Raw genomic sequence first — 12,273 nt, 5'->3', positions numbered from 1 at the left:
CGCCGACACCGTCCGCCTCCCCCAGCCCTACCTGCCGACCGGCCTCGTCTACGACCCCAACGAGGGCGCCGGCGAAGTGCAGACCCCCCTCCTCGGCCGCTCCGCCGACCTCCTCGCCATCGGCGACCGCGTCTGGTTCCGCCACACCAAGGCCGGCGAACTCTGCGAACGCTTCGACACCCTCCACCTGATCGAAGACGACAAGGTAGTGGGCACCGTCCCGACGTATAGGGGCGAGGGCCGCACGTTTCTTTGAAGGGGGCGACCCCCTTCGACCCCCGCGCCGAGCCGGTCGATCCTCACGCCACTCTTACGGTCTGCCTCGACCGTGCGGGGCGTGCGGTGTCGCTGCGGTCGCCCGGCTCGGCGGGTCGTGCGACCTGCGCTCGCTGCACTCGCTCCGGCCGCCCGACCCGTGGGGTGATCATTCACGTGGGCGGGTCCGGCGACGATCCGGGGGCGCTGCAGGGGTCGGTGGGGACGTAGGTTGGGGGGATGAGCGATGCTCCCTTGATCAGTGTTCGTGGTGAGGCCGTGTTGGAGGTCGAGCCGGAGATCGCGCGGGTGGTGGTGCATGTCCAGTCGCAGGAGTCCGACCGGCGGGACGCGCTCGACCGGCTGACCGAGCGCAACCGGCAGTGCCTTGAGCTGGTCAGGTCGTACGGGGACGCCGTCGAGAAGCTGGAGACGGGCGGGCTGTCGATCGTGCCGCTGCTGAAGTACAAGCGGCGCGAAGGCGACGTCCGCGCTTATCGGGGGACCGTGCAGATCAAGGTCGTCGTCGCGGACTTCGGGGTGCTCGGGGAGCTCGTCACCCGGCTGGGCGACATGGAGCGCACCTACGTGGACGGGCCCGATTGGATGCTGCGGCGGGACAGCGAGGTCTACGCGCGGGCCGCGCGGCAGGCCGCCCACGAGGCCGTCGAGCGGGCGCGCCGGTACGCCGAGGCGCTCGGGTCCCGGCTCACCGGGCTCGTCGAGCTGTCGGACGAGGGGCTCGGCAGGGCCCAGGACGCGGGCGGCCCGGTCACGCTGGCCGCCGCGTACGGGCGGTCCGCCGGGGCGCCCGAGGAGCCCGAGCCGATCGACCTGGAGCCCGCGAAGCAGGTCGTCCGGGCCGCGGTCGAGGCCCGGTTCACCGTGTCGCCGCCCGACCTGGAGCCCCGGTGAAGATCGCGATCATCGGGGCCGGCAGCGGCTACATGCCGGGCGTGATCCGCGGGATCCTGCACCGCGCCGATGACCTGGCGGGCACCGAGCTGGCCTGCCACGACATCGACACCGGGCAGCTGGTGACCATGACGCGGCTGGCCCGCGCCATGTTCTCCGCCAGGGGCGCCGGCATCGCGGTCTCCGCGCACACCGACCTCAAGGCCGCGCTGGACGGCGCGTCGTACGTGTTCACGACGTTCCGTCCGGGCGGGCTCGCGGCGCGCCATCTGGACGAGTCGATCCCGCTCAGGCACGGCGTCGTCGGGCAGGAGACCGCCGGGCCCGGCGGGTTCCTGATGGCGCTGCGCTCCGTGCCCGTCCTGCTGGAGATCGCGGCCGCCGCGCCGGACGCCTGGATCGTCAACTACACCAACCCGACGAACATCGTCACCGACGCCGTCGCCCGCACCACCGGGGCGCACGTCATCGGGCTGTGCGACCAGGCCATCGGGGACACCGAGATGTGGGCCGACCTGCTGGGCCTGCCGTTCGAGGGGCTGGAGGCCGACTGGATCGGACTCAACCACGCCACGTGGGCGCAGCGGCTCCGGCTCGACGGCCGCGAGCTCGACCTGCCGGCGCTGCTGGACGAACTGGAGATCCCGGGCGGCGGTGCGACGCCGTGGCGCGACCCGTCCCGCATGGCCGAACTCGCCAAGACGCTCGGGTTCCTGCCGAACTCCTACGCCAAGTACTACTTCTTCCACGACGACGTGGTCGAGGAGTTGCGCGCGAAGGGCACGACCCGCGCGCAGGACATCCTCGCGATGCTCCCCGCCTACTACGAGCAGGTCGCCGCCGAGTCGCGGAAGGCCGACCCCGACCCGTCCCGCGAGCGCGGCGGCGGGGAGCACGGCGAGTTCGCCGTGGACGTCATCTGCGCCCTGCACCGCGACGAGGGCCGCCGGATGATCGTCAACACGCGCAACAACGGCGCGATCTCCTCGCTGGACGCCGACGCGATCGTCGAGGTCCCCTCGCTCGTCGGGCGCGCCGGGCCGGTCCCGCTGACGATGGGCCCGCTCCCCGGGCCGGTGCGCGGGCTCACCCAGGCGATCCACGCCTACGAGCGGCTCGCGTCCGAGGCGGCCGTCACCGGCGACCGCCGGACCGCCCTGCAGGCCCTCATGGCGCACCCGTTCGTGCGCGGCAAGCACACCGCGGAGAAGATACTGGACGAGGGGCTCGCCGCTCACCGCGACCACCTGCCGCAATTCACCTGACCGTGACCTCGTCCGCCTGAACGGGGGGCGCCCCTGACCCGTACCCAATGGTGTGGGAGGAACGGACTGCGGGGAGTACCGCATCGGCCTCGGCGTCTACGCCCTCGGACGACTGCCCGGCGACGAGGCCGACGAGCTGTCGGCGCATCTGCGCGACTGCCCGTCCTGCCGCGCGGAACTCGCCGAGCTGCGCGACGTGGCCGAGCTGCTCGCCCGCAGCGTCCCGCAGCCGCCCGGCCACGGCCCCGTCACGCGAAGAGGCGCCGGCCGCAGACCGCGGACCGGCGCCTCCCTGAACGGCCTCAACGGCGCCTGCGCCTACGGCTCCAGAGGACCAGGGCGGCCACGGTGACGGCGGCGCCGACGCCCGCCAGCACCACGCGCTTGTCGACCCCGCCGCGCTCCGGGTCGTCGTCCGCGGGCGCGCCGATCATCGCGCCGACGGCCTTGGCGACCTGACCCGCCTCCTCTTTCAGCCGGTCGGCGCCCCGCCGCGCGACGTTCTTCGGATTCGTCCGGTCGGCGATCTCGTCGACCGTGCGTGCGAGCTCCTGGACGTTGCGCTCTATGTACCTTTCCAGCGCCTCCGGGTCGCTGGGCCTGTCGTCCATGCCGTGTCCTTATCGTGTGGGGCGAAACCGTGACCAGCGAAGCATGATCCGGACAGTCTCGCAGGTCTTCCCCCGGAACGCCCGCCGCACCCCCGGCCCGGTACGGTTGGAGGCACCATCCGAGCGAAAGGCGGGACAGGGTGTCCGAGCGGCTGCAGCCGGGCGACGTCGCCCCCGAGTTCGAGCTTCCCGACGCCGACGGGTCCCCGGTGTCGCTGGCCGCGCTGCGCGGCAAGCGCGTGATCCTGTACTTCTACCCGGCGGCCATGACCCCCGGCTGCACCAAGGAGTCGGTCGACTTCGAGGGCAGCCTCGGCGACCTCGACGCCGCGGGCGTCACGGTCGTGGGCGTCTCCCCCGACAAGCCCGCCAAGCTCGCGAAGTTCCGGGAGAAGGAGGGCCTGACCTTCCCGCTGCTCTCCGACCCGGACGCCGAGGTCCTGAAGGCGTACGGCGCGTACGGGGAGAAGAAGCTGTACGGCAAGGTCGTCGTCGGCGTGATCCGGTCCACGTTCCTCATCGACGCCGACGGCAAGATCGAGAAGGCGTACTACAACGTGAAGGCCACCGGCCACGTGGACCGCCTCCGCCGCGACCTCGGGATCTGAACCGGAGACGCGAAGGGACCGGCCCGAGTGGCGGGCCGGTCTTCGCAGGTGGAGGGTGTGCGGGCGGGGGGATTCGAACCCCCACGGTGTCTCCACCAACAGGACCTAAACCTGCCGCGTATACCTGGTTTCGCCACGCCCGCCTGCGCCTCCCACCGGAGGCGCGTTCAGCTTAGCGGCTCGGTCCGCGGGGTGTGGGTGGTCGCCGTTCGCGGGAGGTGCGGCAGCGAACGCCGTCCGGGCACGGCGGCCGCGGGACAGCGCGGCCACCGCGACGGCGGTGCCGGCGAGCGCGATCGCGGCGGTCAGCATCGCCGACTGGACGCCCGCGGCGAACGCCGTCCGGGCCTCCGCCGCGATCCCGGGCCCGGCCCGCAGCGCCATCGCGAGGGACTCCTTCGCCTGCTCGGCGACGGGCGCCGGCACGCCCTCCAGGGCCAGGTCCGCGCGGTAGCCGGACTGGAGGACGCTGCCGAGGACGGCGATGCCGAGCGCCCCGCCGAGCTCCCTGGCCAGGTCGTTCACCGCCGACCCGACGCCCTGCTTGTCGCGGGGCAGCGCGTCGATGATCGCGGCCGTGGCGGGGGTCATCGCGAGGCCCATGCCGACGCCGAGCGGGAGCAGGCCCGCCAGCAGGAGCCAGTAGCCGCTGGTCTCGTCGAGCAGGGAGAAGACCAGCAGCGCCGCGCTCACCAGCAGCAGCCCGGCGGTGATGACGCGGGGCGGGCCGAACCGGGCGGCCAGCCGGGGCGCGACGACCCGGGCGGACGGCATCATCGCGAGCGCCATCGGCACGAGGCTCAGCGCGCCGACCAGCGCGCTGTCGCCCTTCACCAGCTGCAGGTACTGCAGGACGATGAAGATGAACCCGAAGAAGGCGAAGAACTGCAGCGTGATCGACAGCGTCCCGGCGGAGAACGGCCGGATGCGGAAGAGCCGCGGGTCCAGCAGCGGGTGCGGCCGCCGCAGCTCCCAGGCGACGAAGCCGGCGAGGACGAGGACGCCCGCGGCGAGGCCCGCGAGGGTCCGGACGCTCGCCCAGCCCGCGACGGGCGCCTCGATGATCGAGTAGACGAGCAGGCCCAGCCCCGCGACGGTGATGGCGGCACCGGTGAGGTCCAGCTTCGGCGCGTCCGGCTCGGCGGACTCGGGGACGGCCGCGAGCGTCGCGACGAGCGCGGCCGCCGCCAGCACGACGTTCAGCACGAACACCGAGCGCCATGACCAGAACTCCAGCAGCGTGCCCGAGGCGAGCAGCCCGAAGACGGCGCTCGCCCCGGCGACGCCCGCCCACATGCCGACCGCCCGGGTGCGCGCCTCCGCGGCGAACGTCGAGGTGATCGTGGACAGCGTGGCGGGCATGACGAGGGCGGCGCCGACGCCGAGCACGCCGCGCATCGCGATCAGCCAGTTCGGGTCGCTGACCAGCGCGGCGGCGGCCGAGCCCGCGCCGAAGACGACGAGCCCGGCGGTGAGGGCGCGGCGGCGCCCGTAGCGGTCGCCGATGGCGCCGCCGAGCAGCAGCAGCGCCGCGAAGACGAGCGCGTACGCGTCGATGATCCACGCCAGTTCCGTCTGCCCGGCGCCGGTGTCGCGGGCGATGGACGGGACGGCGGTGTTGAGGGACGCCACGGCGGACACCACCGTGGCGAGGGAGAGCATCACGGTGGGCAGGACCGCGCGGTGCGCGGTCCGCCCCTCCGGAGTGACGGCGGCCATGGCGAGCCTCCTAGTGCGTCTTCTCTCTTCGGCCACCTCGAACCTGGCCGCCGCACCGGCTATATTTCAACTGTGATGAATAAGTCGGGGGCCTCGCGCGGGCGGCGGCGCGGGAGCCCGGACACCCGGCGGGAGATCCTCGCGGTGGCCCGCCGCCGGTTCCTGTCCGACGGCTACGGGCCCGTCACGATGCGCTCCATCGCCGCCGAGGCGGGCGTCGACGCCGCGCTGATCAGCTACTTCTTCGGATCGAAGAAGGGGCTGTTCGGCGCGGTGCTGGGCCTGGTCGCCAACCCGCCGGAGGTGCTCGCGGGCGCGCTCCCCGGCGACCCCGCGACGCTGCCCGAACGCGTCCTGCGCGCGCTGCTCACCGCGTGGGACGACCCCGAGGGCGGCCGCCCGCTCGTGCTCATGGTGCGGGCGGCGGCGCAGGAGCCCGAGCTCGGACGGCTGCTGCAGGAGATCGTCCAGGACGAGCTGGTCGGCCGCATCGCCGACCACCTCGCCGGCACGGGCGCGGTGACCGCCGACGTCCGGGGCCGGGCGGGCGTGTTCGGCGCGCAGCTCGCCGGCGTCATCTTCACGCGCCATCTCCTCGGCGTGGAACCGGTCGCGTCGATGCCGCGCGATGAATTGGTCGCGCGGCTCGCGCCCGGTCTGCGCGCGGTGCTGTACGGGCCGCCGCGCCGGTCCCGGCCCCGGCCCGGCGCCCCGGCGGGCCGGCGGGCGCGCGGGCGCCCCGGGTAACGGACGGGTCCGCGCCGGGATTGCGGACAAAGGCCCATGAGTTCGGCCGCATTATTCTGAAAAGCGCCCTCGGCAGGGCCGCCGCAGGCGGCCTAGGCTTGATGGGTCCACCCGTCGGCACGGTCGGTGACGCCATGATCACGAGTTCGCCGGGGAACGTCGTGAACACGTCCTTCACGCACCGCCTGCTGCCCTACGACGGGGCGGACCGGTTCCTCGACGGCGCCCTCCCCTTCCTGGCGGACGGGCTCGCCGCGGGCGACCGCGTCGTCGCCGTCTGCGGGACGGGGCAGGAGATGCTGCTGCGCGACGCCCTCGGCCCCGCCGACTCCGGCGTCGAGTTCCACGAACCGCGCGACTGGTACCGCCACCCCGCGCGGACGCTGGCCGACTGCCTGAGCGCGGCCGACGACGCCACCGGGCGGGGACGCCGGCTGCGCGTGCTCGGCGAGCCGGCGTGGACGTCGCGGCCCCCGCCGGAGGTCGTCGAGTGGCAGCGGATCGAGGCCGTCCTCAACGTCGCGTTCCGCGACACCGGCGCCGCGCTCATGTGCCCGTACTCGGCGTCGCTGCCGGCGGGCATCGTCGCGGCGGCCCGCAAGACCCACCCGGAGACCGTGCGCGGCGGGCGGGCCGTGCCGAACCCCGGTTTCGTCGACCCCTGGTCGTACTGCGCGCAGTGCGACCGCGAGCCGCTGCCCGCGCCGCCGCCGGACGCCGATGAGCTTCAGCTCGACAAGGCCGACCTGTACTGGCTGCGCGCCTACGTCACCGAGTACGCCCGCCAGACGGCGCTTCCCGACGAGGACCTCCAGCGCCTCCTGGTCGCGGTGACCGAGGTCGTGACCAACGCGATGCGGCACGGCGAACCGCCCATCGTCCTGCGCATGTGGACGGAGCCGGGCGCCGCACCGGCCCTCGTCTGCGAGGTCGCCGACGAGGGCCGGTGGGCGCCCGGGACCGGCTACGGGCTCATCCCGCCGCGTCCCGGAGGCACCGCGTCCGGGAGCCGGTTCGGGCTGTGGGCCGTACGGCTCCTGTGCGCGGCCGTCCAGATCAGGACGGGAGAGGGCGGCAGCACCGTCCGGCTCAGGCTCGCGCTCCCCGGCGCGGCCGGCGCCGGACCCCGGACGGAGAGTGAGGGCTTCCGTGCGTTGGGCTTCCAAAACCCTCCGAGCGGCGTACGCTGATGCACACACCACCGATCTCGATGGGCAGGCCATGGAGACACCCTGGTTCGCCGAACGTCCCGTCGGAGAAGTCCGGCCGGGCGATCACGGCTGGCTGGCCTACAGCGGTTCCGAGGAGCGCGACGAGGTCATCGGGACCTTCGTGCGGGAGGGCCTCCGGACCACCGAGAAGGTCGTCTACGTCACCGACGCCCCGGCCCACCGCCTGCCCGGTATCGGTCCCCGGCACGGGATCGACGTGGACGCCTACAGCCGGGCGGGGCAGCTGCGGGTGATCTCGCGGCGGGACGCCTGCCTGGACCGACGGGGCGAGTTCGAGCCCGCCATGATGCTGGACACGCTCGGCCGCGAGGTCGACAAGGCGTTCGACGAGGGCTTCCGCGCCGTCCGCCTCACCACCGACTACAGCTGGCTGCTGAAGCCGCCCGGGCCGCCCGACCTGACCCGCATGCTGGGGTGCGAGCACCGCGTCGGCGACGCGGTGTCGCCGAGCACGATGGCGATGGCGATCTGCCAGATCGACAGGCACGCGCTCCGGCCGGACGAACTCGCCGCCCTCCGTGACACACACGAGGTCCTCGTGGAAGTGAACCCCGAATACGACGACGGGATCCTGAAGATAGTGCGCACGTTCGAACCCGACGGCCTGCGGCTCGAGGGCGAGCTGGACGCGGCGCGGCACTCGGTGTTCGCCGAGAAGCTCGCCCAGGTGAGCACCGACCGCCGCCGCGTCCACCTCGACCTGTCCAGGCTCGGCTTCATCGACCTCGGCGGCCTGCACCTGCTGGCCCGGCACGCCACCGGGCTGCCCGCCGGCGAGCCGCTGGTCCTCGACCACCTGGCGCCCGACGTGGAGAACGTCATCGAGATGGTCGGCTGGCACCGGCTCCCCGGCCTCGTCCGCGGCGGCCGGCGCACCTCCCCGGACCCGGAGGGGATCACCTGATGGCCATGGAGCACAGGGCTTTCCTGTACCGCGGCACCGACGACTTCCTGTCGGTCACCGTGCCCTATCTGAAGGACGGGCTGGCGAGCGGCCAGAGCGTCATCGCCGTCGTCCCCGAACCGAACCTGACCGCGCTCAGGGACGTCTTCGCCGGGCCCGGCCAGCCGATCACGTTCGTCGACTCGGCGAAGTTCTACCGGCATCCCGTCCGCACCCTGCGCGACTACCAGAACGTCGTGAAGCAGAGCGCGCCGCGCCGTGTGTGCGCGCTGGCCGAACCCGTCTGGCAGGGCTGGGACGAGCGGCAGACGCTGGAGTGGATCCGGTACGAGTCACTCATCAACGTGGTGTTCGCGAGTTCCGGCGCGCGTGCGCTGTGCCCGTACGACACCGCCACGCTGCCGCCCCGCGTCGTCGCGGAGGCGAAACGGACGCACCCCCTGCTGCTCTCGTCCGGGCACGAGGACCTGAACCACGAGTACGTCGACCCGGTGACGTTCGGGACGGCCTGCGACCGCGGCCCGCGCACCGGCCGTCCCCGCGACGCCGAGTACCTCCCCGTCGGCGGCGCCGACCTGCACGTCCTGCGGGTGTTCGTCGGCGAGCGCGCCGCCCGGCACGGCCTCCCGAAGCGGCCGGCGCAGAACCTCGTCACGGCCGCGAACGAGGTCGCGGCGAACGCGCTGCAGCACGGCACGCCCCCGGCCGGCCTGTGGATCTGGCGGGACGGCGACGACGTCGTCTGCGAGATCGGCGACAACGGCTTCTGGCGCCCGCCCCCCAGCCCGCTGACGGGGTTCATCCCGCCGGACACCGCCCTCCAGCGCGGCTTCGGGCTGTGGACCGTCCGCCTCCTGGTCGACCTGGTGGAGATCCAGGCGGGCTGGGACGGCACCTTCGTCCGGCTGAGCGTCTCCCGCAGCGCCCCGGAGCCCGCCGGGGCCTAGGGCAGGCCGGCGGCGGCGACGATGTCGGCAAGGTCGCGGAACGCCTTGCCGCGGTGGCTGATGGCGTCCTTCTCGTGCGGGGCCATCTCCGCGGTCGTGCGGGTCTCGCCGTCCGGGACGAAGATCGGGTCGTAGCCGAAGCCGCCGGTGCCGCGCGGCTCGCGGAGCAGCGCGCCGCGCATCCGCCCCTCGACGCAGTGCTCGGCGCCGCCGGGGACGACCAGGACGGCCGCGCAGACGAACGCCGCGCCCCGCTGCTCATCGGCCACGTCGGCGACCTGGTCGATCAGCAGCTGGAGATTGGCGAGGTCGCGGTCTCCACCGGCCGCGCCGAACCGTCCCGACCAGCGGGCCGACAGTACGCCGGGCATGCCGTTCAGCGCGTCCACGCACAGGCCGGAGTCGTCCGCGACCGCGGGCAGGCCGGTGAACGCGGCGATCGCGCGGGCCTTGAGCAGCGCGTTGCCCTCGAACGTCAGCTCGGTCTCGGCCACGTCCGGGGCGCCGGGGAACTCGTCCAGGCCGACGATGTCGAGGCCGCCGAGGATCCGCCGCAGCTCGGCGACCTTGCCCCGGTTGTGGCTCGCGAGGACGATCCTGCTCATCGGGCTTGGGCCCCCGCGCCGAGGGCCTCGGCCTGGAGCCGGGTCAGCTCGGCGCAGCCGCCCGCCGCGAGGTCGAGCAGCGCGTCCAGCTCGGAGCGGTCGAACGGGGTGCCCTCGGCGGTGCCCTGCACCTCGACGAACCGCCCGTCGCCGGTGCACACCACGTTCATGTCGGTGCCGGCGGCGGAGTCCTCCTCGTAGCAGAGGTCGAGGCGGGGCTCCCCGTCCACGACGCCGACGCTGATCGCCGACACCGAGGCGATGAGCGGGTCGCCCTTCAGCAGCTTGCGCTCGCGCATCCAGCTCACCGCGTCGGCCAGCGCCACGTACGCGCCGGTGATCGCGGCGGTGCGCGTGCCGCCGTCCGCCTGGAGGACGTCGCAGTCGAGCTGGACGGTGTTCTCCCCGAGCGCCTTGAAGTCGAGGCAGGCCCGGACGGAGCGGCCGATCAGCCGGGAGATCTCGTGGGTGCGCCCGCCGATCCGCCCCTTGACGGACTCGCGGTCGTTGCGGGTGTTGGTGGCGCGGGGCAGCATCGCGTACTCGGCGGTGACCCAGCCGAGGCCGCTGTCGCGGCGCCACCGGGGCACCGAGTCCTGCACGGACGCCGCGCACAGCACCCGGGTCGCGCCGAACTCGATCAGCACCGACCCCTCCGCGTGGTCGAGCCATCCGCGCTGGATGCGGACGGGACGGAGCTGGTCGGGCGCACGGTCATCGGGGCGAGGCATGGCCCCAACCCTAGTGGGCCTCAGAGGGTGTACCGGGCGCCCACGCGGGCCAGCTCGATGTCGCCGCCGTAGGGACTGGCCTTGGCCTCCTTGAGCGAGAGGTCCGCGTCGTTCCACGGCACCAGGTGGGTGAGGACGAGCCGCCCGACCTCGGCGCGGGCGGCGTGCTCCCCGGCCTCGCGGGCGGTCAGGTGCAGCTCAGACGGCAGGCCCGGCCCGTCCAGGAAGGACGCCTCGCACAGGAACAGGTCGGCGCCGGAGGCGATCTCGACCAGGTCGTCGGACGCCCCGGTGTCGCCCGAGTACGCGAGCGTCCTGCCGTTGTGCTCGATGCGGAACGCGTACGCCTCGACCGGGTGCGGCATCAGCGCGGCCGTCACCCGGAACGGTCCGATCTCCTGGGTGCCGCGGCGCAGGGTGCGGAAGTCGAAGGTGCCGCTCATGCCCGGGACGGGATCGAGGTCGTAGGCCCGCGCCATCCGCGCCGCGGTGTCGGCGGGGCCGTACACCGGGATGGGCGGCGGCGGGCCGCCCGGCCGGTAGGTGCGCGCGACCCAGTACCCGCACAGGTCGAGGCAGTGGTCGGCGTGCAGGTGCGAGATGCACACGGCGTCGATCTCGTACAGCGAGCGGAACCGCTGCAGGGACCCGAGCGCGCCGTTGCCGAGGTCGAGCACCAGCGCGTAGCCGTCCGCCTCGATCAGGTAGCTGGACGCGGGGCTGTCCGGCCCCGGGAAACTGCCGGAGCAGCCGATCACAGTGACCCGCACGCTCAACTCCTCCTTTGGATTCCCGAGGAATCAGGTCGTCAGCGCCGTGCCCGGCGTGGTCTCCACGGTCTCCACCGAGCCGATCTCCGGGCCGAGGAACCGGCGGCCGAGCTCGGCGAACACGCCGGGGTCGCCGGTGGCGCGGAACCGGTGCCGCGGCCGCGGCGTCGCCTCGGCGCGGGCAAGCCCCCGATCGTGCAGCACGCGATACACGTCCTTGGCGGTCTCGTCGGCACTTGACACCAGTGTGACCCCGTCGCCGACGACATACGAGATGACACCTGCCAGCAGTGGGTAGTGCGTGCAGCCCAGGATGAGGGTGTCGCACCCTGCGGCCACGATCGGCCGGAGGTAGCCGCGGGCCGCCTCCAGCAGCTCCGGGCCCATCGTCACGCCCGCCTCGACGAACTCGACGAAGCGGGGGCAGGCGGCGCTGACGAGCTCGATGTGCGGCGCGGCGGCGAACGCGTCCTCGTAGGCGCGGCTGTTCACCGTCGCCTCTGTGGCGATCAGCCCCACCCGGCCGTTGGACGTGGCGCGGGCCGCGCGGCGGGTGGCCGGGTTGATCACCTCGACCACCGGGACGTCGTACCGTTCCCGGGCGTCGCGCAGCATCGCCGAGCTGGCGCTGTTGCAGGCGATGACCAGCAGCTTCACGCCCTCGGCGACGAGCCGGTCGAGCATCTCCAGGGCGTAGGCGCGGACCTCCGCGATGGGCCGCGGCCCGTACGGCTGCCGCGCCGAGTCGCCGAGGTAGCTGATCGGCTCGTTCGGCAGCTGGTCGAGGATCGCGCGGGCCACGGTGAGCCCGCCGAAACCGCTGTCGAAGACCCCGATGGCCAACCTGCCGAAGCTGAGGGGCATGGGCGCCTACGAGTTCCTCGGCGCCAACCCCGAGTACGCCGCCGTGTTCTTCCAGGGCATGGGCAGCATCTCGGCCTCGGAGACCGAGCCGGTGCTGGCG

General features: G+C 73.5%; 14 protein-coding genes, 1 tRNA gene and 1 pseudogene. 9 read left to right on the top strand and 7 right to left on the bottom strand.

Translation table 11 applies throughout. The annotated features are described in order from the left end of the window. From E1266_RS29445 to E1266_RS29430, 4 genes and pseudogenes are all read left to right on the top strand, one after another. A pseudogene (locus tag E1266_RS29445) lies at nt 1-256 on the top strand (amino acid deaminase/aldolase); the annotation flags it as partial. A 239-nt stretch (nt 257-495) separates the two neighbouring features. Then, complete coding sequence (locus tag E1266_RS29440) at nt 496-1,170, top strand: SIMPL domain-containing protein (RefSeq protein ID WP_132052549.1); 675 nt, start codon at nt 496-498, stop codon at nt 1,168-1,170. Beyond that, complete coding sequence (locus E1266_RS29435; protein WP_132052547.1) at nt 1,167-2,435, top strand: glycoside hydrolase family 4; 1,269 nt, start codon at nt 1,167-1,169, stop codon at nt 2,433-2,435. Before E1266_RS29440 ends, E1266_RS29435 begins: the two co-directional genes overlap by 4 nt. 52 nt (nt 2,436-2,487) lie before the next feature. Continuing rightward, nucleotides 2,488-2,787, top strand: coding sequence for a zf-HC2 domain-containing protein (locus E1266_RS29430; protein WP_207945983.1), 300 nt, complete (start codon nt 2,488-2,490; stop codon nt 2,785-2,787). On the opposite strand, the gene E1266_RS29425 is transcribed toward E1266_RS29430, so the two are convergent. After that, nucleotides 2,738-3,046 (bottom strand): DUF3618 domain-containing protein, encoded by a 309-nt coding sequence (locus tag E1266_RS29425; RefSeq protein ID WP_132052545.1) that lies wholly within the window; start codon nt 3,044-3,046, stop codon nt 2,738-2,740. The genes E1266_RS29430 and E1266_RS29425 overlap by 50 nt on opposite strands. 140 nt (nt 3,047-3,186) lie before the next feature. On the opposite strand from E1266_RS29425, the gene bcp reads away from it, so the two are divergent. Continuing rightward, the gene (gene bcp / locus E1266_RS29420) at nt 3,187-3,654 is read left to right on the top strand and encodes a thioredoxin-dependent thiol peroxidase (RefSeq protein ID WP_132052543.1); all 468 of its coding nucleotides are present in this window, start codon (nt 3,187-3,189) and stop codon (nt 3,652-3,654) included. A 58-nt stretch (nt 3,655-3,712) separates the two neighbouring features. Here the strand turns inward: bcp and E1266_RS29415 are convergent. Both E1266_RS29415 and E1266_RS29410 read right to left on the bottom strand, forming a co-directional pair. After that, nucleotides 3,713-3,797 (bottom strand) — tRNA-Leu (locus tag E1266_RS29415). Next, nucleotides 3,760-5,373, bottom strand: a complete 1,614-nt coding sequence (locus tag E1266_RS29410) for an MFS transporter (protein WP_132052541.1) — start codon at nt 5,371-5,373, stop codon at nt 3,760-3,762. Before E1266_RS29410 ends, E1266_RS29415 begins: the two co-directional genes overlap by 38 nt. 75 nt (nt 5,374-5,448) lie before the next feature. On the opposite strand from E1266_RS29410, the gene E1266_RS29405 reads away from it, so the two are divergent. The 4 genes from E1266_RS29405 (at nt 5,449) to E1266_RS29390 (ending at nt 9,203) form a co-directional block, all read left to right on the top strand. Then, nucleotides 5,449-6,120, top strand: coding sequence for a TetR family transcriptional regulator (locus E1266_RS29405; RefSeq protein WP_132052539.1), 672 nt, complete (start codon nt 5,449-5,451; stop codon nt 6,118-6,120). 134 nt (nt 6,121-6,254) lie between these two features. Continuing rightward, the gene (locus tag E1266_RS29400) at nt 6,255-7,310 is read left to right on the top strand and encodes a sensor histidine kinase (protein WP_132052537.1); all 1,056 of its coding nucleotides are present in this window, start codon (nt 6,255-6,257) and stop codon (nt 7,308-7,310) included. Nucleotides 7,311-7,341: 31 nt separating this feature from the next. Beyond that, complete coding sequence (locus E1266_RS29395; protein ID WP_132052535.1) at nt 7,342-8,256, top strand: MEDS domain-containing protein; 915 nt, start codon at nt 7,342-7,344, stop codon at nt 8,254-8,256. A gap of 5 nt (nt 8,257-8,261) precedes the next feature. Then, nucleotides 8,262-9,203 carry an anti-sigma factor RsbA family regulatory protein gene (locus E1266_RS29390; RefSeq protein WP_243719031.1) on the top strand — a complete coding sequence of 314 codons (942 nt, stop codon included), beginning with the start codon at nt 8,262-8,264 and terminating at the stop codon, nt 9,201-9,203. Here the strand turns inward: E1266_RS29390 and rdgB are convergent. From rdgB to murI, 4 genes are read right to left on the bottom strand one after another with little or no spacing between them, the layout of a single operon-like run. Beyond that, nucleotides 9,200-9,808 carry an RdgB/HAM1 family non-canonical purine NTP pyrophosphatase gene (rdgB, locus tag E1266_RS29385; RefSeq protein ID WP_132052532.1) on the bottom strand — a complete coding sequence of 203 codons (609 nt, stop codon included), beginning with the start codon at nt 9,806-9,808 and terminating at the stop codon, nt 9,200-9,202. The two genes, E1266_RS29390 and rdgB, sit on opposite strands and share 4 nt — an antisense overlap. Continuing rightward, nucleotides 9,805-10,539, bottom strand: a complete 735-nt coding sequence (gene rph, locus E1266_RS29380; RefSeq protein ID WP_132052530.1) for a ribonuclease PH — start codon at nt 10,537-10,539, stop codon at nt 9,805-9,807. The genes rdgB and rph overlap by 4 nt, the downstream gene beginning before the upstream one ends. A gap of 20 nt (nt 10,540-10,559) precedes the next feature. Beyond that, nucleotides 10,560-11,309 carry an MBL fold metallo-hydrolase gene (locus E1266_RS29375; protein WP_132052528.1) on the bottom strand — a complete coding sequence of 250 codons (750 nt, stop codon included), beginning with the start codon at nt 11,307-11,309 and terminating at the stop codon, nt 10,560-10,562. A 30-nt stretch (nt 11,310-11,339) separates the two neighbouring features. After that, entirely contained in the window at nt 11,340-12,152 is an 813-nt protein-coding gene (gene murI, locus E1266_RS29370) for a glutamate racemase (RefSeq protein ID WP_243719030.1), read from the bottom strand. Nucleotides 12,153-12,273 lie beyond the last annotated feature (121 nt).

Source organism: Actinomadura sp. 7K534 (assembly GCF_004348575.1).
Classification (GTDB): Bacteria; Actinomycetota; Actinomycetes; order Streptosporangiales; family Streptosporangiaceae; genus Spirillospora; species Spirillospora livida.
Note: the sequence above shows the minus strand (reverse complement) of the source record. Positions and strands in the feature narration are given on the sequence as shown.

Excerpts from the sequence above, each read along its gene's own strand:
- E1266_RS29440 (WP_132052549.1), top strand. The coding sequence starts at position 496 with ATGAGCGATGCTCCCTTGATCAGTGTTCGTGGTGAGGCCGTGTTGGAG.
- E1266_RS29425 (WP_132052545.1), bottom strand. The coding sequence starts at position 3,046 with ATGGACGACAGGCCCAGCGACCCGGAGGCGCTGGAAAGGTACATAGAG.
- E1266_RS29410 (WP_132052541.1), bottom strand. The coding sequence starts at position 5,373 with ATGGCCGCCGTCACTCCGGAGGGGCGGACCGCGCACCGCGCGGTCCTG.
- E1266_RS29405 (WP_132052539.1), top strand. The coding sequence starts at position 5,449 with ATGAATAAGTCGGGGGCCTCGCGCGGGCGGCGGCGCGGGAGCCCGGAC.
- E1266_RS29400 (WP_132052537.1), top strand. The coding sequence starts at position 6,255 with ATGATCACGAGTTCGCCGGGGAACGTCGTGAACACGTCCTTCACGCAC.
- E1266_RS29395 (WP_132052535.1), top strand. The coding sequence starts at position 7,342 with ATGGAGACACCCTGGTTCGCCGAACGTCCCGTCGGAGAAGTCCGGCCG.
- E1266_RS29390 (WP_243719031.1), top strand. The coding sequence starts at position 8,262 with ATGGAGCACAGGGCTTTCCTGTACCGCGGCACCGACGACTTCCTGTCG.
- rdgB (WP_132052532.1), bottom strand. The coding sequence starts at position 9,808 with ATGAGCAGGATCGTCCTCGCGAGCCACAACCGGGGCAAGGTCGCCGAG.
- rph (WP_132052530.1), bottom strand. The coding sequence starts at position 10,539 with ATGCCTCGCCCCGATGACCGTGCGCCCGACCAGCTCCGTCCCGTCCGC.